General features: G+C 71.8%; 16 protein-coding genes and 2 pseudogenes. 11 read left to right on the forward strand and 7 right to left on the reverse strand.

Annotated features, from left to right (window positions below; translation table 11 throughout):
* Positions 1–23: 23 nt before the first annotated feature.
* The 3 genes from cmk to der all read left to right on the forward strand — a co-directional run bounded on the left by cmk (position 24) and on the right by der (position 2,964).
* Complete coding sequence (gene cmk, locus ACZ5PB_RS35915) at positions 24–731, forward strand: (d)CMP kinase (protein WP_468697115.1); 708 nt, start codon at positions 24–26, stop codon at positions 729–731.
* On the forward strand, positions 728–1,390 hold the full coding sequence (locus ACZ5PB_RS35920; RefSeq protein ID WP_468697117.1) for a lysophospholipid acyltransferase family protein: 663 nt from the start codon (positions 728–730) through the stop codon (positions 1,388–1,390). The genes cmk and ACZ5PB_RS35920 overlap by 4 nt, the downstream gene beginning before the upstream one ends.
* An 83-nt stretch (positions 1,391–1,473) precedes the next feature.
* Positions 1,474–2,964, forward strand: coding sequence for a ribosome biogenesis GTPase Der (gene der / locus ACZ5PB_RS35925; protein WP_468697119.1), 1,491 nt, complete (start codon positions 1,474–1,476; stop codon positions 2,962–2,964).
* A gap of 43 nt (positions 2,965–3,007) precedes the next feature.
* Here der and ACZ5PB_RS35930 read toward each other — a convergent pair whose 3' ends face one another.
* Together ACZ5PB_RS35930 and ACZ5PB_RS35935 are read right to left on the reverse strand one after the other, a co-directional pair.
* Positions 3,008–3,322, reverse strand: a complete 315-nt coding sequence (locus ACZ5PB_RS35930; RefSeq protein ID WP_468697120.1) for a hypothetical protein — start codon at positions 3,320–3,322, stop codon at positions 3,008–3,010.
* A gap of 131 nt (positions 3,323–3,453) precedes the next feature.
* Positions 3,454–4,239 carry a hypothetical protein gene (locus ACZ5PB_RS35935; protein ID WP_468697122.1) on the reverse strand — a complete coding sequence of 262 codons (786 nt, stop codon included), beginning with the start codon at positions 4,237–4,239 and terminating at the stop codon, positions 3,454–3,456.
* Between the two features lie 506 nt (positions 4,240–4,745).
* On the opposite strand from ACZ5PB_RS35935, the gene ACZ5PB_RS35940 reads away from it, so the two are divergent.
* Together ACZ5PB_RS35940 and ACZ5PB_RS35945 are read left to right on the forward strand one after the other, a co-directional pair.
* Complete coding sequence (locus tag ACZ5PB_RS35940; RefSeq protein WP_468697124.1) at positions 4,746–5,402, forward strand: LysM peptidoglycan-binding domain-containing protein; 657 nt, start codon at positions 4,746–4,748, stop codon at positions 5,400–5,402.
* A 268-nt stretch (positions 5,403–5,670) separates the two neighbouring features.
* Positions 5,671–5,934 (forward strand): annotated as a pseudogene (locus ACZ5PB_RS35945) (transglycosylase family protein); the annotation flags it as partial.
* Between the two features lie 184 nt (positions 5,935–6,118).
* Here the strand turns inward: ACZ5PB_RS35945 and ACZ5PB_RS35950 are convergent.
* The 3 genes from ACZ5PB_RS35950 to ACZ5PB_RS35960 are packed head-to-tail and all read right to left on the reverse strand — an operon-like array spanning position 6,119 to position 10,024.
* Positions 6,119–6,904 carry an ATP-binding cassette domain-containing protein gene (locus ACZ5PB_RS35950; RefSeq protein ID WP_468697126.1) on the reverse strand — a complete coding sequence of 262 codons (786 nt, stop codon included), beginning with the start codon at positions 6,902–6,904 and terminating at the stop codon, positions 6,119–6,121.
* Positions 6,901–9,612, reverse strand: a complete 2,712-nt coding sequence (locus ACZ5PB_RS35955) for an ABC transporter permease subunit (RefSeq protein WP_468697127.1) — start codon at positions 9,610–9,612, stop codon at positions 6,901–6,903. The genes ACZ5PB_RS35950 and ACZ5PB_RS35955 overlap by 4 nt, the downstream gene beginning before the upstream one ends.
* A 4-nt stretch (positions 9,613–9,616) precedes the next feature.
* Complete coding sequence (locus ACZ5PB_RS35960; protein ID WP_468697128.1) at positions 9,617–10,024, reverse strand: hypothetical protein; 408 nt, start codon at positions 10,022–10,024, stop codon at positions 9,617–9,619.
* Positions 10,025–10,105: 81 nt separating this feature from the next.
* On the opposite strand from ACZ5PB_RS35960, the gene ACZ5PB_RS35965 reads away from it, so the two are divergent.
* The 5 genes from ACZ5PB_RS35965 to ACZ5PB_RS35985 all read left to right on the forward strand — a co-directional run bounded on the left by ACZ5PB_RS35965 (position 10,106) and on the right by ACZ5PB_RS35985 (position 15,468).
* On the forward strand, positions 10,106–10,714 hold the full coding sequence (locus ACZ5PB_RS35965) for an MTB12 C-terminal domain-containing protein (RefSeq protein WP_468697130.1): 609 nt from the start codon (positions 10,106–10,108) through the stop codon (positions 10,712–10,714).
* Positions 10,692–12,089 carry an ABC transporter substrate-binding protein gene (locus tag ACZ5PB_RS35970; RefSeq protein ID WP_468697131.1) on the forward strand — a complete coding sequence of 466 codons (1,398 nt, stop codon included), beginning with the start codon at positions 10,692–10,694 and terminating at the stop codon, positions 12,087–12,089. Before ACZ5PB_RS35965 ends, ACZ5PB_RS35970 begins: the two co-directional genes overlap by 23 nt.
* 131 nt (positions 12,090–12,220) lie before the next feature.
* Entirely contained in the window at positions 12,221–13,507 is a 1,287-nt protein-coding gene (locus ACZ5PB_RS35975; protein WP_468697132.1) for a glycosyltransferase family 4 protein, read from the forward strand.
* Positions 13,504–14,349: a transferase gene (locus ACZ5PB_RS35980; RefSeq protein ID WP_468697134.1), complete on the forward strand. Its 846-nt coding sequence runs from the start codon at positions 13,504–13,506 to the stop codon at positions 14,347–14,349. Before ACZ5PB_RS35975 ends, ACZ5PB_RS35980 begins: the two co-directional genes overlap by 4 nt.
* A 60-nt stretch (positions 14,350–14,409) precedes the next feature.
* On the forward strand, positions 14,410–15,468 hold the full coding sequence (locus ACZ5PB_RS35985; protein WP_468697136.1) for a helix-turn-helix transcriptional regulator: 1,059 nt from the start codon (positions 14,410–14,412) through the stop codon (positions 15,466–15,468).
* Between the two features lies 1 nt (position 15,469).
* Here ACZ5PB_RS35985 and ctaD read toward each other — a convergent pair.
* A pseudogene (ctaD, locus tag ACZ5PB_RS35990) lies at positions 15,470–17,044 on the reverse strand (aa3-type cytochrome oxidase subunit I); the annotation flags it as partial.
* A 386-nt stretch (positions 17,045–17,430) separates the two neighbouring features.
* On the opposite strand from ctaD, the gene ACZ5PB_RS35995 reads away from it, so the two are divergent.
* A complete protein-coding gene (locus tag ACZ5PB_RS35995) occupies positions 17,431–17,646 on the forward strand; it encodes an I78 family peptidase inhibitor (RefSeq protein WP_468697138.1) in 216 nt (71 codons plus the stop codon).
* 134 nt (positions 17,647–17,780) lie between these two features.
* Here ACZ5PB_RS35995 and ACZ5PB_RS36000 read toward each other — a convergent pair whose 3' ends face one another.
* Positions 17,781–18,827 carry a phosphatase PAP2 family protein gene (locus ACZ5PB_RS36000; RefSeq protein ID WP_468697140.1) on the reverse strand — a complete coding sequence of 349 codons (1,047 nt, stop codon included), beginning with the start codon at positions 18,825–18,827 and terminating at the stop codon, positions 17,781–17,783.
* Between the last annotated feature and the right edge of the window lie 68 nt (positions 18,828–18,895).

The following is an 18,895-nucleotide window of genomic DNA, read 5'->3' on the forward strand; positions in this document are numbered from 1 at the left end:
TCTTCGCCCGTGAAATCAGGAAGGTGTCCGACACCGTGGAAAACGCCGCCCGGACCGCCCCGGCAGCAGTGATTGTCGCCATCGACGGCCCCTCCGGCACGGGCAAGTCCAGCACGTCCAAGGCCGTCGCGGCCAAGCTGGGCCTCAGCTACCTGGACACCGGCGCCCAGTACCGGGCGATCACCTGGTGGATGCTGACCAACGGGGTCGACGTGACGGACGCGGCCGCGGTGGCCAACGCCTCCTCCAAGCCCGTGATCGTCTCCGGTACGAACCCCTCCGCGCCGACCATCACCGTCGACGGAGTGGACGCGTCCGGTCCGATCCGTACGCCCGAGGTCACCTCCAGGGTCAGCGCGGTCAGCGCCGTTCCCGAGGTGCGCACCCTGATCACCGAGCTCCAGCGCGAGATCGCCCGGGCCGCCGCCGGCGGCATCGTCGTCGAGGGCCGGGACATCGGCACCACCGTGCTGCCGGACGCCGACCTGAAGATCTTCCTCACCGCTTCCGCCGAGGCCCGCGCGGCCCGCCGCAGCGGCGAGACCAAGGGCGCCGACGTCGCCGCCACCAAGGAAGCCCTGATCAAGCGGGACGCGGCCGACTCCGGCCGGAAGACCTCCCCGCTGGCCAAGGCCGACGACGCGGTCGAGGTGGACACCACCGAACTGACCCTCGACCAGGTCATCGAGTGCGTCGTGACCCTGGTCGAGGGGAAGCGGGCCGGGAAGTGACCGAGAAGGACACGGCCGGCGTCGCCACGGGACGTGGCGCAGCCGTCGGGCGGGGCATCGGCATCGGGCTGATGTACGGGCTGTGGAAGCCCCGGGTGCTGGGTTCCTGGCGGGTGCCGGCCTCCGGGCCGGTCATCCTCGCCGTGAACCACGCGCACAACATCGACGGCCCGATGCTGATGGGGACCGCACCGAGGCCGGTGCACTTCCTGATCAAGAAGGAGGCCTTCGTGGGCCCCCTCGACCCGTTCCTGCGGGGCATCGGACAGCTGAAGGTGGACCGCGCGAGCACCGACCGGCGCGCGATCACCGACGCGCTGGGGGTACTGAGCGACGGCGGCGTGCTGGGGATCTTCCCCGAGGGCTCGCGCGGCGAGGGCGACTTCGCCTCGCTGCGCGCCGGACTCGCGTACTTCGCCGTACGGTCGGGGGCGCCCATCGTCCCCGTCGCCGTCCTGGGCAGTACGGAGCGCAAGAGCCGGCTGATACCGGGGGTGCCCCCGCTGCGCAGTCGGGTCGACGTCGTCTTCGGCGACGCCTTCGAGGCCGGTGACGGCAGCGGCAGGCGCACCAGGAAGGCGCTGGACGAGGCCACCGTACGCATCCAGGAGCGGCTGGCCGCACACCTGGCCGGAGCCAGGCGGCTCACCGGGCGTTAGCGCCCCGCCTGCGGGTGGGCGAGACTTGAGTAGTGGGCCGCGGCGAAACGCGGCTCATCGATGATGAATGAGGAACGGACTTCATGAACGACCAGATCCACTCCGGCGACGAGCACGGACCCGAGCAGGGCGCCTCGCACGGTGCGCTCGGTGACGCCGAGTACGCGGAGTTCATGGAGCTCGCCGCGCAGGAGGGCTTCGACGCAGCGGAGATCGCGGGCGCCCTCGACGAGGCGAACGCCGGACCCCTTCCCGTGCTCGCCGTCGTCGGCCGCCCCAATGTCGGCAAGTCGACCCTGGTGAACCGCATCATCGGCCGCCGTGAGGCCGTCGTGCAGGACAAGCCGGGCGTCACCCGCGACCGCGTCTCCTACGAGGCCGAGTGGGCGGGCCGCCGCTTCAAGGTCATGGACACCGGCGGCTGGGAGCAGGACGTGCTGGGGCTCGACGCCTCGGTCGCCGCCCAGGCCGAGTACGCCATCGAGACCGCCGACGCGGTCGTCTTCGTGGTGGACTCCACCGTCGGCGCCACCGACACCGACGAGGCCGTCGTCAGGCTGCTCCGCAAGGCCAAGAAGCCGGTCGTGCTGTGCGCCAACAAGGTCGACGGCCTGTCCGGCGAGGCCGACGCCGCCTCCCTGTGGTCGCTCGGTCTCGGCGAGCCGCACCCGGTCTCCTCGCTGCACGGCCGCGGCACCGGCGACATGCTCGACGCCGTCCTGGAGGCACTGCCCGAGGCCCCCGCGCAGACCTTCGCCAACGGCACCCCGCTGGGCGGCCCCCGCCGGATCGCCCTCATCGGCCGTCCGAACGTCGGCAAGTCCTCGCTGCTCAACAAGGTCGCCAAGGAGGACCGGGTCGTCGTCAACGAGCTGGCCGGCACCACCCGCGACCCGGTCGACGAGCTGATCAGCCTCGGCGGCGTCACCTGGAAGTTCATCGACACGGCCGGCATCCGCCGCCGGGTGCACCTCCAGGAGGGCGCGGACTACTACGCCTCGCTGCGTACCGCCGCCGCCCTGGAGAAGGCCGAGGTCGCGGTCATCCTGATCGACTCCAGCGAGTCCATCTCGGTGCAGGACCAGCGCATCGTCACCATGGCCGTCGAGGCCGGCCGTGCCGTGGTGCTCGCCTTCAACAAGTGGGACACCCTCGACGAGGAGCGCCGCTACTACCTGGAGCGCGAGATCGAGACCGAGCTGGCCCAGGTCGCCTGGGCCCCGCGCGTCAACGTCTCCGCCCTCACCGGCCGCCACATGGAGAAGCTGGTACCGGCGATCGAGACGGCGATCGAGGGCTGGGAGACCCGGGTCCCCACCGGCCGCCTCAACGCCTTCCTCGGTGAGCTCGTCGCCGCCCACCCGCACCCGGTCCGCGGCGGCAAGCAGCCCCGCATCCTGTTCGGGACGCAGGCCGGTGCCAAGCCGCCGCGGTTCGTGCTGTTCGCCTCGGGCTTCCTGGAGGCCGGCTACCGGCGCTTCGTCGAGCGCCGGCTGCGCGAGGAGTTCGGCTTCGAGGGAACGCCGATCCACATCTCGGTGCGGGTGCGCGAGAAGCGCGGCCGCAACAAGTAGCCGCAACAAGTAGGCGACGGGCAGGACAGCAGGTCCTGCTCCGTCAGTAGCCCCTGCGGGGGCCGGGCGGCAGTGCGGCGGGAAGGTGGTTCCCGCTGTGCTGCCGCCCTTGGCCGTGCTGGGTGTGCAGGTTCTGCCAGGGACTGCTGTACGGAGCCGTGTGCGGGTGCCCGTGGTGGCCGCCGTGACCGTGCGGGTGGTGCGTGCCGCCCGTCGTACCGAAGCCCGTGAAGCCGAGGTCCTCCTCGCCGGTCCGGTCGCCCGGCAGGGCGCGGAACGACTTGCGGTACTCGGAGTAGAGGGCGTCGTAGATCGGTGTGAACGAGGAGTGCGGCGGGGCCTCCTGGGACGGCCGCATGGCGGGGATCTGGCTCTGGTACGGGCGAGTGGGGTCGTATGAGTGCACGTCTGTGCCAACGACCCCACTGCCCGTCGGATGCGGGTACCGGGCGTACGGACCCGCCGCATCCGGGTCTTTCACCCGGGCCGTCAGGTACCGGCGAGCGGCATCGTCGCGGCCACCAGCAGGCCGTTCGCGGCGGCCTTGTCGAGGGCGCTGCGCAGCAGGTCCTCGCGCGGCTGCTGGCCGATGGAGCCGACCGGGGCGGCCAGCACCAGGATCTTCTGCAGCTTGTTGGCGGCGGTCCGCCAGCCGTCGGTGACCTGGAGCGGGCGGTGCGCCTGCCACCAGGCGACCGGGCCCGCGCCCGCCGTGCCGGGCTGGAGCACGGCGTGCAGCTGGCCCATCGCGAGCAGCACGGACCAGCCGGGCAGTACGGCGGGCACCGACTTCAGATCGGCGACCGGCTGGAAGCCCTGCTCGACCAGGAGGGACAGGAACTCGTCGCCGTTGTCCTCGCCGGGACGGGCGATGGCGGCCATCGGCTCCACCACGAGTGCGGGCCGCAGCTCGCCCTCGATGAGGACGAGACCGCTGGTCACCCCGAGCACGGCCTGCTCGGGAGCCCCGTCGGCGCCGCCCCCGCCGGGGCCGTGCTGGCTCGCGGTGATGGAGGCGACCGCGCCCTGCAGCTGCTCCTCGGAGACCGGGACGACCTGGGAGGGGATGCAGGTGGCGTGCGCGAAGGCGAGCACCGCCGTCTCCTCGCCGACGAACAGGACGGTGCTGGTGGCCTCCTGCCCCGAGTCGCCGGGCGTACGGCAGGAGGTGCAGTCGTAACTGCCGGGGGCGTTCTCGCCGGCGAGCAGCCGGTCGGCTTCTACGTCGCCGATCTCGGCGCGGACGTCGTCGCTGACGTCGAGCATGCGCGACACGGGTGGCTCCTCGAACTGGATGCGGGCACCGGGTGGTTCCCGGAGCTTCAAGAAGACAACGGGTGATCTGTGGCAGGGGTCACGCGCGGCGGGGAACGGAATCGACTCATCCGACGCACACGGTGAAACAGCGCCCGGAATCCCTCACTCCACGTCAACTCCTGTTTGCTGCACGGAAGTTGAGGCGGTGAGCTGAGTCACAGAGCGGTGGGAGGGGTAGTCGACAAATCATGATATGAGGGAATCAAGTGGGTGTCCGAAATTGGTTGTTACCTGCGGTAGCGGGCAACTGGCCTGGAATGATAAGGACCTGGTTGATTACGGGGCGCACGGGTCCATAGATTCCACCGCCGTGTGCATCGAGCACCGCCCGGACACGCCCCGCCGGACCGCACCACGCACCGACATCTCCACCCCCGGCGGGGCGGGACGGCACGGCAGGGAACGCCGGACGCGTTCACGGCCGTACCGCCCAGGGGGAGTCCGGGTCCTGCGAGAGGGAATCCATGTCCGCATGTTCCAGTGCGATACGCCGCGGCGGTCTCCGTCGTGAGACCGCGGCGCTCGTGGGGGCCGCCCTGGTGGCCCCGCTTGCCCTGATCGCCGCCACCGGCCGGCCGGCCGAAGCGGCGGACCGTGGAGTGTGGGACCGCATCGCGCGTTGCGAGAGCGGTGGCAACTGGCACATCAACACCGGCAACGGCTACTACGGAGGGCTCCAGTTCTCCGCCGGGACCTGGCGCGCGTACGGCGGCGGGAAGTACGCCCGCACCGCCGACCGGGCGAGCAAGGACCAGCAGATAGCCGTCGCCACCAAGGTCCAGCGCGCCCAGGGATGGGGCGCCTGGCCCAGCTGTTCGCGCCGTGCGGGTGCGGCGGGGAGCGCACCCGCCGTGTCCGCCGGAGCTCCGGCGGCAGCCGCCGTCAGCAAGGCCTCCAAACCGGCTCTCAAGGCGGTGGAGAAGGACCGGAGCGCCGCACGGGCCGAACGGGGCGCGAGCCGGGCCCCCTCGGCCGGCAGCTACGTGGTGCGCGGCGGCGACACCCTGGGCGGTATCGCACAGGCGCACCGCACCAGCTGGCAGAAGCTGTACGCGGCCAACCGGGCCGTAGTCGGCGGCGATCCGAACCTCATCGTGCCGGGGCTGCGGCTGAACCTGTGATCCGCTGAACCGCCCGTGCTCCGCCGAACCCCGGCAGAAGGGCTCCGCCCGGTCCCCCGACCGGGTGGGGCCCGACGGTGTTCCGCGCGGCAGGCGCACGCGCGCGTGGCTGCGGTGGTGGGGTGGCCAGGTGCTGAAGCCTCGATTCCGCTCCCTGTCCTGTGCCGTCCTCGGTGCGCTGCTGGCCCTCTCCCCGCTGTCGGGCGCGTCCGCCGCCCCGTCCTGCCCGGCCGATTCCGTTCCGGCCGATTCCGTTCCGACCGTTTCCGTGGAACCGACGTCCACCGCGCGGGGGTTCGGGCCCTATGGGTGTGCCGCGAGCCAGTGGCCGTGGAGTTGCCTCGCCGAGTGCGAGAGCGACGGCAACTGGGCGACCAACACCGGCAACGACTACTACGGCGGGCTCCAGTTCGAGCAGCGGACCTGGGAGGAGCACGGCGGCCTCGCGTACGCGCCCCGGGCCGACCTGGCGAGCCGCAGCCAGCAGATCGCCGTCGCCAAGGAGGTGCTGAGCACCCAGGGGTTCGGCGCCTGGCCGGACTGCTCCAAGAAGTACCGGCTCGCCGACCGCCGCATCCACATCGTGAAGTCCGGCGAGACGCTGTCCTCGATCGCCGCCAAGTACAAGGTCAAGGGCGGCTGGAAAGCCCTCTACAAGGCCAACAAGGACATGGTCGGCCCTCGTCCTGACGGGCTCAACGCCGGTACCTGGCTGGTCATTCCGGCGGGGTCCGGCTCGGGGCGGGCCGGTGAGACGCCTGGTGCGTTCGTTGCGCCGGTTGCGCCGGTTGCGCCGGTTGCGCCGGTTGTTCCTCGGGTGCCTGCGGAGTACGTCTCCGTTCCGACGCTTCTCCTCTGAACACGACCGTCCCCCGGCTCAGTTCGGTCACGAACACCGGGCCCGGGGACAGCAGCCCCGGCAGCCGTTGTTCCGCGAGGACGACGGCTGCCGTCGTGCTGAGCTCGGCCAGCACGGCGTACGTACGGGCCGCGACGGCGGGGGACATGCCCAGGGTGGGCTCGTCGACCAGCACCACGCGCGCGTGGCCGCCCGCTCCGGCGGCGAGCAGGGCGCGGGACACCGCGAGCATGCGCTGCTCGCCGCCGGAGAGGGTGCCCGCGCGCCGGGCCAGCAGGGGGCGCAGCGCCGGGTACGCGTCCAGGGCGGGCGAAGTGCCGCCGCCGGGCGGGGAGTTCAGGGACAGGTTCTCGGCGACCGTGAGACCCGCGTACACCGCCTGCTGGTCCGGTACGAAGCACAGGCCTCGGCGGGCCCGGACGTGGGCGGGCAGCCGGGTGATGTCGGTGCCACGCCACCGTACGCACCCGTCGTGCAACGGGACGGTGCCCGCCAGGGCGCGCAGCGCGGTCGTACGGCCGGAACCGTTGCGGCCCAGGAGGACGGTCAGGGCGGCGGCCGGGACGGCGAGGTCGATGCCGTGCAGGGCCTCCAGGGGGCCGTAACGGACGCGGGCGGCGCGGAGCTCGATCTCGACGGTCATCGGACGGGCTCCCCGGAATCGATTCTTCCGGCCGTCATGGTGTGCACCGTGTCGGCGATGCCCGCGACGAGGTCCAGGTCGTGCTCGACCACCAGGATCGCGGTGCCGTCGGCGGCCAGCGCCCCGAGCACGCGCGCGAGGGCCTCGGTCTCGGCGGAGTCCAGACCGGCCGCGGGCTCGTCCAGGAGGAGGGTGTGCGGCCCGCCAGCGAGGGCACGGGCCAGCTCCACCCTGCGCAGGGTGCCGGTGGGCAGACCGGCCGCCGGGAGGTGGCGCACCGGGCCGTCGAGCGCGAGCAGCCGCAGTACGGGTTCGATGCCGGCCCGGCCGTGCGGTCGCCGGTGGCCCTGTTCGGCGCCCAGGAGGACGTTCTCCTCGACGGTGAGGGAGGGGAAGACGGCGAGTTGCTGGAAGGTCCTGGCGACACCGAGGCGGGTGCGCGCGTGGGCGGAGCGGCGGGTGACGTCTCTGCCGTCGAGCTCGATGTGGCCCGAGGTGGGGCGCAGGGTGCCGCAGAGGCAGTGGAACAGGGTGCTCTTTCCGGCTCCGTTGGCTCCTACGAGTGCGGTGACGCGGCCGAAGGGGATGGTGAGGTCGACTCCGTCCAGGGCGGTGAAGTCGCCGTAGGAGAGGCGGATTCCTTGGGCGCGGAGGGGTTTGGCGGGGGTGGGTTTGGTGGGGATGGGTTTGGCGGGGGTGGGGGTTCTTGGGGCGGAGGGGTGGGTCGCTTTGGGGGGCGGGGGTCGAGGTGGTGCCTGCGGGGTGCGGCGGAGCTGGTGGAGTGGCAGTCGTCCTGCCAGGGGCCTGAGCAGGGCCAGTGCGCCGATCAGGACCGCTGCCCGGCCCGTCGTCGTACCCGCGTCTAGGGCCACCAGCAGGATTGCCGCGACGCAGGCCGTCAGCAGGCTGTCGGCGCCGAGCACCAGGACCGCCGCGAACCAGAGCAGGCCGCGCACCGGGTCGTACGCGGTGGGGTCGAAGGCCTGGACGGACATCGACAGCAGGCCACCGCCGAGGGCGGCCAGAGCCGCGCCCGCGACGAAGGTCATCACCTTGAGCGCGGGCACCCGTACGCCGGCGGCCGAGGCTCCTTCCTCGTGGTCGCGCAGGGCGGCCAGTGCTCGTCCGGAGCGGCCTCTGCGGAGTTGGGCGACCAGGAGGAGGCAGATCAGGAGGAGGGTCAACTCCAGTACGTAGTACGCCCGGTCGGAGGTGAAGCCGGAGGGGCGGGACACGGTGAGTCCGGACGTCGCGTACGGCTGGTCGAGCACGAAGCGGCTCACTGCCACTCCGAAGGCGAGTGTGGTCAGGGCGAGGGCCAGGCCGCGGCGGCGGATCGCGGGCCATCCTGTGAGGAGTCCCAGGGGGGCGGTGAGTGCCACTGCCAGGGCCAGGGCGGGGAGTTCGGGGATGGGGGGCAGTCCGGGGAGGCGGCCGTTCGCCAGGAGGGCGGTGAAGAGGGCGCCGAGGCCTGCATAGGCGGCCTGGCCGAGGGAGATTTGGCCGCTGCGGCCGCTGACCACTACCAGGGACAGCAGGATGACGGCCAGGGCGGGGGCTTGGAGGGCGGTGTGGAGGTGGGGGCCGGTGAGGGCTAGGGGGAGGGTGAGGGTGAGGGTGAGGAGGAGGGGGGCGCGGGGGAGCGGGCGGTGGTGGGGGGCTGGGGCCATGGCGTAGGTGGGGCGGGGCGGAGGGTGCGACTCCGTCGGGGGCCGCCCCCTTGCCCGCCCGTTCCGCCCCCGGGGGGCGGCCCCGCCGCCCAAGGGGGCTCGGCGGGGGCCGCCGCCCAAGGGGGCTCGGCGGGGGCCGCCGCCCGAGGGGGCTCGGTGGGCAGCCCCGCCGCCCGAGGGGGTGGACGGTGTAGGGGTGGGGACGAGGAGGGCGGTGGTGAGTAGGGCTAGGGCGAAGAGGTTGGTGGTGAGGGATTGGAGGAGGGGGCCCTGCCAGCCAGGGGGGTGCAGGCGGGTCAGCTGGGACTGGGCGATGCCCAGCAGGAGTGCCGCGCCGATGGCGACCGGGAGGCTCCGCATCCTCGCCAGCGCCGCCACCGCGATCACCTCCACCACCAGCAGCGGCAGACCATAGGGGTCCAGTCGCACAGAGGAGGCGAGCAGCACCCCGGTCAGCCCCGCCGTGAAGGCGCCGAACGCCCAGCCCACCGCCGCCACCCGGTCCGCGTCGATGCCGCCCAGGACCGCGAGCGGCCGGTTGTCGACCACCGCGCGCAGCTCGCGGCCCAGCCGGGTGCGGCGGGTCACCACTCCCACCAGCACGGCCAGGAGCAGTACGGCGGCCAGCGGCGGCCAGGGGGAGTCGCCGAAGAGTTCCGGGGCGTCCGCCCTGGCCCCCTCGCCCCACAGCATCGCCGCGCCGCCCACCAGCAGGACGAACACACCGATCGAGGCCACCAGCGTGCGCGCCGGGTCCGCGCCGAGCAGCGAGAGCGGGCGGAAGACCGCGCGGTCCAGGAGCAGCCCCAGCGCGGGGGCCACCAGGAAGAGGGTGGTGAGGGCGGCCAGCGGCACCGGCCAGTGCCAGTCGACCGCCAGCTGCCGCATCACATAGGCGCAGACCATCGCCACCGCACCGTGCCCGAGGTTCAGCACACCCGTCGCCCGGTGGGTGACGATCAGGCCGATGCCGGACAGGGCCGCCGCGCTGCCGATCGCCAGACCGGCCAGGGTGAGGTCGTAGGTGAGCGAGGACACGGGGTCAGTCCCCGGGCTCGCACACCGGGCACGGCGCCAGGTCCCGTACCTCCGCCGCCGGTTCGGCCTCCGGCTTGCCCAGTACCAACGGGCAGTCCGGCCGGTGCGCCAGGGTGCCGCCCGGGAGGTGCAGCAACGGGCCTTCCGAGGAGGGGAGCGGGTGACCCTCCGCGTCGGGGGCGTCGGGGGCGGGCTGGAGCGGGTTCGGCGGCAGGAAGCCCGGTTCACGCCCCGCGAACAGGACCGCGCCCGCCACGATCAGCGCCGCGCCCGGCAGTGTGCAGGACGCCAGGTAGGGGACCTGCCGGGCGGTGAACCGCTCGCCCGACACCCCGTACCAGCCCAGTACACACAGCACCACCCCGCACCCGACGGCGGCCAGTGCGATCCACACGTACGGTGCCCTGCGCATCGCGCCCCCAGCCCGACAGCCGTCCGACCCCTCTCGTCCGACCCCTGTCCAACACGGACGATTCCTTGCACTATGCCCTGTGTGGGACCGACCCTGAAGGTGGTGGGCAGAATGCTCGTCGGCAGGTATCCCCGGACCGGTGCGAGGACCGCGGCATGGACGGCGGCGGCCGTGCTCGTGGTGGCGCCCGGTCTCACCTCGTGTGCCGGGAGCACGGACGATCCACCGCCGCAGCGACAGCCGTCGGCGAGCGCGACCCCCGCCCCGACCGGCAGCGCCGGCACCGGTGGCATCGACCCGCAGCCCTCCGACTCCGCGTCCGCCAGCGGCCCCGCGGACACCACGGCCGCGAAGCGCGAGGTGGCGAAGAACTGGACGGCCTTCTTCGCCCCCGCCACCCCGTTCGACGAGAAGGCGAAGGTGCTGGAGAACGGCACCCTGCTCAAGCCCCTGCTGACCGCGTTCAGCGGCGACAAGCGCGGCGCCCAGAGCTCCGCGAAGGTCAAGGACGTGCGGTTCAACTCGGCCACCCAGGCGACCGTGACGTACGACCTGCTGCTCAACGGCGTCCCCGTGCTGCCCAACTCCAAGGGCACCGCTGTACTCCAGGACGAGGTCTGGAAGGTCTCCGTGAAGTCCCTGTGCGCCCTGGTCAAGCTGAGCGGCAATGCGGCTGCCCCCGGCTGCTGACCGACGGATCCCACCGCACCGACGGATCCCACCGCACCGTCGGATCCCACCCGGCCGCGGGATCCCGTCGGCGTACGCGTCCCTGCTCTGCGTCCTGGCCCTGCTCGCCACCGCCACCGCCTGCGGCAGCCGGCTGCCCGAGAGCGACTTCGAGCAGCCGCCGTCCACCGCCTCCGCCGCCCCCGCCCCGCCCCTGCGCATCGGCATCATCACCAGCGCCACCAGCCCCATCGGCGGTGACGCCTTCACCGGACCCGGCGAGGGCGCCGTCGCCTACTTCGAGGCGCTCAACGGCCGCGGCGGTCTCGCCGGGCGCCGCGTCGAGGTGGAGACCTGCGACGACGGAGGCAGCGGCATCGGCAACAACGAGTGCGTGCACAAGCTGATCGACGAGCGGAAGGTGTTCGCCCTGGTCGCCACCACCGCCCTCGACTACGCCGGTGCCCCCCTGGTCTCCGGGGCGGGCGTCCCCGACATCGGCGGCCAGCCCATCGGCACGGCGTACGACACCTACCCGCACCTCTACGGCATCTACGGCAGCCTCGCCCCCCGCAAGGGCGGCAGACCCGGCTGGAACGGCACCCTCTACGGCGGCACCGAGGTCTACCGCTACTTCAGGAACACCCACGGCGCCCGCACCGCCGCCGTCGTCTCGTACAACCAGTCCTCCTCCGCCGCCTACGCCCGCATCACCGTCCAGGGCCTGCGCGCCGAGGGCTACCGGGTCGTCGAGGAACAGATCGACTTCGCGCTGCCCAACTTCCGCGCGGTCGCGGCCGACCTCAAGGAACAGGGCGCCGACCTGGTCTTCGATGCCCTCGACAGCCACGGCAACGCCCAGCTCTGCAAGGCCATGGACGCCGTCGGCGCCGAGGTCACCGCCAAGGTCACCAACGTACAGAACTGGTCGTCGGGGGTCGCCGAGGACTACAAGGACGCACCGCGCTGCCGCAACGCCCTGTGGGTGACCGGCGGCAGCCGCAACTACGACGACAGGGACGACCCGCAGGTCCGCGAGTTCCGCACCGCCCTGAAGAACAGCCTGCGGCGGGCCGGCCGCGACGAGAACGCCCTGTCGCAGTGGCAGCTGGAGGGATGGGCCGCGGCCATGTGGTTCACCGACGCGGCCCTGTCCTGCACCCGGGCCGGCGAAGCCGTCACGCGCGCGTGCGTGGAGCGCTTCCTCGGCCGCGAGGAGCCGTACGGCGCGCGCGGACTGCTGCTCCCCGTCCGGTACGCCCCGACCGACGACCCGCCCCGGGAGCGGCGCACCTGTCTGTCCGTGGCCCGCTGGAAGGACGGCACGGGCTGGGTCTCCCAGGGTGAGATGGACCGCACCTGCTTCACCGTCCCCCAGCTGCCCTACCGGCCGTGACCCCGTGGGAACAGCGGGCAAAGAGCTCCACCCCGCCCACGTTTCCGGGCGGCCAAGTAGAGTCCTTGGACCAAGTGAAGGCGGCCGGCACCAGGGCCGGGCCGCCGAAGACCAGGGGGACCCGTCGGCGTATGCACATCTCTTTCCTGCTCCACAACGCCTACGCAGTCGGGGGCACGATCCGCACCACGTTCAACCTCGCCCAGGTCCTGGCCGAGAAACACGACGTGGAGATCGTCTCCGTCTTCCGGCACCGCGACGAGCCCTCGATGAGCCCGCCCGTCGGCGTACGCATCAGCCACCTCGTGGACCTGCGCAAGGAGAGCCCCGCCTACGACGGCGACCACCCCGACCACGCCCGCCCCGCCAGGGTCTTCCCCGCCGGGGACAGCAGGCACTACCAGTACAGCCGCCTCACCGACCGGCGGATCGGCGCCCACCTGCGGGAGCTCAAGGCCGATGTGGTCGTGGGCACCCGGCCCGGCCTCAACGTGCACCTCTCCCGGCAGGCCAGGCACGACACCGTACGGATCGGCCAGGAGCACCTCACCCTGGACGGGCACCGCTTCCGGCTCCGCCGCGAGCTGAGCTACCGGTACGCCCTGCTGGACGCGGTCACCACCGTCACCGAGGCCGACGCACGCAGCTACCGCGAGACCCTCAAGCTGCCCGGCGTCCGCATCGAGGCCATGGCCAACAGCATCCCGGCCGCCTCACTGCCGCCCGCCGACGGCGAGAGCAAATGGGTGATCGCCGCGGGCAGGCTCACCCCGGGCAAGCGCTACGACCTGCTGATCAGCGCCTTCGCCCAGGTCGTCGCCGCACGCCCCGACTGGCGGCTGCGGATCTACGGCGCCGGGGTGAGCGCCCCCGCGCTGCGCGCGCAGATCAACGAACTGCGGCTGCACAACCACGTGTACCTGATGGGCATCGCCAACCCCCTCGAAGCCGAGTGGCCCAAGGGCTCCGTCGCGGCCGTCACCTCCGACCTGGAGTCCTTCGGCATGACCATCGTCGAGGCCATGCGCTGCGGGCTGCCCGTCGTCTCCACCGACTGCCCGCACGGCCCCCGCGAGATCATCCGCGATGGCGTCGACGGCCGCCTCGTCCCCCCGGGCGACGCGGACTCCGTCGCCCGCGCGCTCCTGGACCTCATCAACGACGACGACCTGCGCAAGCGGATGGGCCGGGCGGCACTGGAGAACTCCGCGCGCTTCGACCCCGGGGCGATCGCCGCCCGGCACGCCGCGCTGTACACGGAGCTCGTCGAGCGGGGCACCAACAGCCGTTCCCACAGCCCCCTTCGGGACACTCTGCACCAGGTGCCGGGGATGCTCATCGACGAAGCGTTCACCCTGCGCCGCAAGGTCCTCTCCACGCTCCGGAAATCCACGCTCCGGAAAGGGCGTACCGCATGACCACCTCTTCCTCCTCCCAGCCCTCCACGGCCGAGGACGGCGCCCCGGCGGCGCCGCGCGCCGACTGCACCGCGGACTCCGCGGGCGGGATCACCTTCGACGTGGCGGTGGCGGCGGCGCCCGACGCGGCGCTGGTGCTGCGCCGCCGGGGCGGAGCGCGGGGCGACGACGTACGGCTGCCGCTCACGCCCGTCTCGCAGGGCCGGCTGCGCGCCGTGCTGCCCAGCACCGTCGACCTCCCCGAGGGCCGCTGGGAGGCGCACGTGTACGGCGCCGGGGGCACGGACCTCACCGTCCGGCCCGGCATCAGCGACCTGCGCGCCCTCCTGGACCGCACGCCCGACCCGCACCACGAGGCCGTCGCCGTCCGCATCCCGTACGCCACCGGTGACGGCAGCCTCGCCGTCCGCAGTTGGCGGCGCGCCCCGCACGCCGAGGCGGGCGACCTCACCTTCGCCGCCGACAACGCTGCCATGACCGTCGAGGGGCGGCTCTACGGGATCGAGCTCGGGCCCGACGCGGCCGTCGAGGCCCGGCTGCGCGGCGACCGGGGGCGGATCCACCGCGAGCCCGCCACCGGCGACGGGCACTCCTTCGCCTTCACGCTGCCCTACGCCCCGCTCGCCCAGGGCCGTGACGGTGCCAACCAGGTCTGGGACCTGTGGCTGACGGCCGCCGCCGACGTGCCCGCGATACGGGTGGCCAGGCTGCTGGACGACGTCGCGGAGAAGCAGTCCGTCTTCAAGTACCCGGTGCTGCCGGTCGGCGACGACGGCAAGACCGTCGCCTTCCCGTACTACACCCTCGACAACGACCTCACGGTGCAGGTCAGCACCCCCTGACCCCACCCGCCCAGGGCTTGCGGACCGCAGCTGTCCGCAAGCCCTGGCAGACTCGGCGGCATGTTGGAGACCTCGGCCCGGCTGCTGCGTCTGCTCTCGCTGCTCCAGGCACACCGCGAATGGACGGGCCCCGATCTGGCGGACCGCCTCGGCGTCACCCCGCGCACCGTGCGGCGCGACGTCGACCGGCTCCGGGACCTGGGCTACCCGGTGCACGCCAGCCCCGGCACCGGCGGCGGCTACCAGCTGGGCGTGGGCGCCCAGCTGCCGCCGCTGCTGCTCGACGACGACGAGGCGGTGGCCGTCGTGGTCGGGCTGCGCACCGCGGCCGGACAGGGCATCGACGACATCGGCGAGACCTCGGTGCGCGCCCTCACCAAGCTGGAACAGGTGCTGCCCGACCGGCTGCGCCGCCGGGTCGGCGCCCTCAACGCGTACACCGTCCCCATGCTCAGGGGCCGGCGCTCCGGCACCGTCGACCCGGGCGTCCTGACCGAACTCGCCGCCGCCTGCCGGGACTCCGAGCGGCTGCGCTTCGAGTACAGCGACCACGCGGGCAACACCACCCGGCGCACCGTCGAACCGCACCGGCTGGTCTGCACCGAACGCCGCTGGTACCTGGTCGGCTGGGACACCGACCGCGCCGACTGGCGTACGTTCCGGGCCGACCGGATCACCCCGAAGCCGCCGCACGGCCCGCGCTTCGCACCCCGCGAGGCGCCCGCCGAGGACCTCGCCGCGTATGTCGCCAAGGGGGTCTCCACGGCCGCCTACCAGTCAACCGCCGTGCTGCGCCTGCTCGTTCCGCTGGAGGTGGCCCAGGAGGCGGTAGGCCCCAGCGACGGCGTCCTTGAGGCCGAGAGCGCGCACAGCTGTCTGCTGCGCACCGGGGCGGCCAGCCTGGACGTGATGGTCATCCACGTCCTGCTGCTGGGCCTGGAGTTCGAGGTGGTTCAGCCGCCGGAGCTCAATCGACGGATCCGGTCGGCCCGTGATCTCCTCGGGCGCGCTCTGGATCGAGCGGAGCAGGATCGACCTGCGTCAACCGCTGGAGCTCCGCGATCTCCGGATGGTGCAGATCGAACGCCGGGGACTCCGAGCGGATCTTCGGCAGAGTGACGAAGTTGTGCCGGGGCGGCGGACAGGACGTCGCCCACTCCAGCGAACGCCCGTACCCCCAGGGGTCGTCCATGTCGACCTTCCTGCCGTACTTCGCGGTCTTCCAGACGTTGTAGAAGAACGGCAGCGTGGAGAGACCGAGCAGGAACGCCCCGGCCGACGAGATCATGTTCAGTACGGTGAAGCCGTCGGCGGCCAGATAGTCGGCGACCCGGCGCGGCATCCCCTCCACGCCCAGCCAGTGCTGCACCAGGAACGTGCAGTGGAAGCCCACGAAGAGCGTCCAGAACTGGATCTTCCCCAGCCGCTCGTCGAGCATCTTGCCGGTGAACTTCGGCCACCAGTAGAAGAACCCCGCGAACGTCGCGAACACCACCGTCCCGAACACCACGTAGTGGAAGTGCGCCACCACGAAGTACGAGTCGGAGACGTGGAAGTCCATCGGCGGCGACGCCAGGATCACCCCGGTGAGCCCGCCGAACAGGAAGCTCACCAGGAACCCCACCGACCACAGCATCGGCGTCTCGAAGGACAGTGAGCCCTTGAGCATCGTGCCCGTCCAGTTGAAGAACTTCACCCCGGTCGGCACCGCGATCAGGAACGACATGAACGAGAAGAACGGCAGCAGCACCGCCCCCGTCACGAACATGTGGTGCGCCCACACCACCAGCGACAGACCCGTGATGGCCATGGTGGCGCCGATCAGCATCACGTAACCGAAGATCGGCTTCCGCGAGAAGACCGGGATGATCTCGGTGACGATGCCGAAGAACGGCAACGCGATGATGTAGACCTCCGGATGCCCGAAGAACCAGAAGAGGTGCTGCCACAGCAGCGCGCCTCCCCACTGCGCCTCGAACACCATCGACCCGAACCGCCGGTCCGCCTCCAGGACCAGCAGCGCCGCCGCCAGCACCGGGAACGCGACCAGCACCAGGATCGACGTGAACAGCACGTTCCAGGTGAAGATGGGCATCCGGAACATGGTCATACCGGGTGCGCGCATCCCGATGATGGTCGTCAGGAAGTTCACCGCACCGAGGATCGTGCCGAAGCCGGACAGCGCGAGCCCCATGATCCAGAGGTCGGCGCCGATGCCGGGGGAGCGGACCATGCTGTTCAGCGGCGCGTACGCGAACCAGCCGAAGCCGGCAGGGCCGCCCGGCACGATCAGCGAGCCGAGCACGATCAGCCCGCCGAAGAGGAACAGCCAGTACGAGAGCATGTTCAGCCGGGGGAACGCCACGTCGGGCGAACCGATCTGCAACGGCATGATCTCGTTGGCGAACCCGGCGAAGGTCGGCGTCGCGAACAGCAGCAGCATGATCGTGCCGTGCATCGTGAACGCCTGGTTGAACTCGTTGTTGGTCATCAGCTGCAGACCCGGCCTGGCCAGCTCGGCCCGCATCATCAGTGCCATCAGTCCGGCGATCAGGAAGAACCCGAACGACGTGATCAGGTAGAGGTGCCCGATCTTCTTGTGGTCCGTGGTGGTCAGCCAGTCCACCACCACCCGGCCGGGCCGCTGCACCCGCGCGGGTTCCGCGGCAGCCGTCTCGACGGTCTCCGTGCCCATCGTGCCCCCTCGCTGTACGCGCCCCGGGCCAACTGACACATGATGCGCGCGAGTCGCCCGGATCCGACAGGGGGCGTACGGAACCGGATGCGCGTGCGAGATGTGCTACACACGCGCCGAGTGTGCCGAGTTGGGGTGGAATCAAGAATTCCGGATGCGGTGGGCGAGGTGGATTCCGCGTTGCGGCGAGGCAAGTGTGCGAAGCCTGTGCGGAAAAGTCGAAATGAATTCGAGTCGCCCGGGAATTTTGATAAATGCCGTACGGGAAACGGTCTTTGCGAGCAAAGGAACTGCCCCATCGGGTGAAAGGGGCATCCGCAAACTCTTGTCGTGATCTTGTGACACAAGCGTGACCGGGAAGGTATCTGGCGTCTACGGTGGCTCCCATGGCACCTCTACCCACACCCCCCGTCCAGCCCGACGACAACCCCGACAGCTATGTCGGCCTGGCCTCGGCCGAGGCCGAACGGACCGCCTCCGCACGCGGCTGGCGCACCGTCAGGGCCCTGGCGCCGGGCACCGTCATCACCATGGAATTCCTCCAGGGACGGCTCAACTTCGAGGTCAAGGACGACATCGTGACCCGCTGCTGGGTCGGCTGACCGGCCCGCCCACGACGACGGCAAACCCGCCCACGACGAGGGCAACCCGCCCATGACGAGGGCCCCGCACCGCTCACAGCGGTCCGGGGCCCTCGTCGTGCGTATCGGATGTGGTGCGGGGTACGGGGCTGGGGTCAGCGCGCCGCCTGCGGGGCGTGTGCGCCGCCGCCGCGTGTCTGGGGCGGCCGCCTGCTGCCCGCGGGAGTGACCGGGGCGCGCTCCGAGCGCACCGGGTGCGGACGGGTCTGGACCTGCGACTGAGTCTGCAGGGACGCCGTCTGATGTGCGCCGGAACGGCTGCTCGCATAGCGTCCGCCGCTGCCCGCGCCCACCGTCTCGCGAGCGCCCGCGGGCTCCGCCACGCCGGCCCGTATCGAGGGAATGACCGTCTTCGCACCTGCCGGAACGCCGGCCTTGGAGGCGCCGCGCGCGACCGGAACGTACGCCCCGCGGGCACGCCAGCGCTCGCGCACCGCGAAGACGAAGGCCTCCGCACGGGCGATCAACGGCTCGAACCAGGGCAGGGCCAGCAGGATCAGCAGACCGGCGGCCCAGCCGAGCAGTACGTCGCTCAGCCAGTGCGTACCCAGGTAGACCGTGGTGGCGCCGACACCGAGAGCGACGACCGCGGAGAGCACCGAAAGCCAGCGTCTGGCCCTCGGCGTGGTCGCCAGATAGGCGAGGATTCCCCAGGTCACGACGGCATTGGCGGTGTGTCCTGAAGGGAATATATCGCCGCCCGCGTACAGCTCGGCGGACCCTATCTGCGTCGCGTAGTGCGGGCCGAGACGGCCGAGGCCGATCTTCACCGCGCCCACCGTCACGTTCAGCAGCAGCAGGGCGGCGGCCAGGGCGAGCAGCGGGCGCAGCGTGTGCTGCCGCCAGGAGCGCCAGCCCAGCCAGGCGGCGACCATCACCGCCGTCGGACCGCGCTGCCCGAGGACCACGAAGTAGTCGAGGAAGGCATGCAGCTCCGGCCACTGCTCGTACGGCCGGAAGAGCATCACCTTCCAGTCGAGCAGGACGAGCCAGGACGAGACCAGCACGGCCCAGACGATGGCGATGTAGAACGCCATCGTCGAGCCGAAGAGAGCCTTGCGGGTCCAGCTCATGCCGGGGATCTCTATCTTCGGCGGCTCCGGTTCCCGGTCCAGCCGGGCAAAGAGTTGGTCGATACGCACCCAATCGACATTACCGCGAGTGAGTGACGGGCCCGACCGGTCCCGGCTCTTTGTGATGACCATGTGAT

It is taken from the genome of Streptomyces sp. NPDC032721, assembly GCF_055579625.1.

Coding starts and splice junctions, on each gene's coding strand:
- der (WP_468697119.1), top strand. CDS start 1,474: ATGAACGACCAGATCCACTCCGGCGACGAGCACGGACCCGAGCAGGGC.
- ACZ5PB_RS35930 (WP_468697120.1), bottom strand. CDS start 3,322: ATGCGGCCGTCCCAGGAGGCCCCGCCGCACTCCTCGTTCACACCGATC.
- ACZ5PB_RS35940 (WP_468697124.1), top strand. CDS start 4,746: ATGTCCGCATGTTCCAGTGCGATACGCCGCGGCGGTCTCCGTCGTGAG.
- ACZ5PB_RS35950 (WP_468697126.1), bottom strand. CDS start 6,904: ATGACCGTCGAGATCGAGCTCCGCGCCGCCCGCGTCCGTTACGGCCCC.
- ACZ5PB_RS35960 (WP_468697128.1), bottom strand. CDS start 10,024: ATGCGCAGGGCACCGTACGTGTGGATCGCACTGGCCGCCGTCGGGTGC.
- ACZ5PB_RS35970 (WP_468697131.1), top strand. CDS start 10,692: ATGCGGCTGCCCCCGGCTGCTGACCGACGGATCCCACCGCACCGACGG.
- ACZ5PB_RS35975 (WP_468697132.1), top strand. CDS start 12,221: ATGCACATCTCTTTCCTGCTCCACAACGCCTACGCAGTCGGGGGCACG.
- ACZ5PB_RS35980 (WP_468697134.1), top strand. CDS start 13,504: ATGACCACCTCTTCCTCCTCCCAGCCCTCCACGGCCGAGGACGGCGCC.
- ACZ5PB_RS35985 (WP_468697136.1), top strand. CDS start 14,410: ATGTTGGAGACCTCGGCCCGGCTGCTGCGTCTGCTCTCGCTGCTCCAG.
- ACZ5PB_RS35995 (WP_468697138.1), top strand. CDS start 17,431: ATGGCACCTCTACCCACACCCCCCGTCCAGCCCGACGACAACCCCGAC.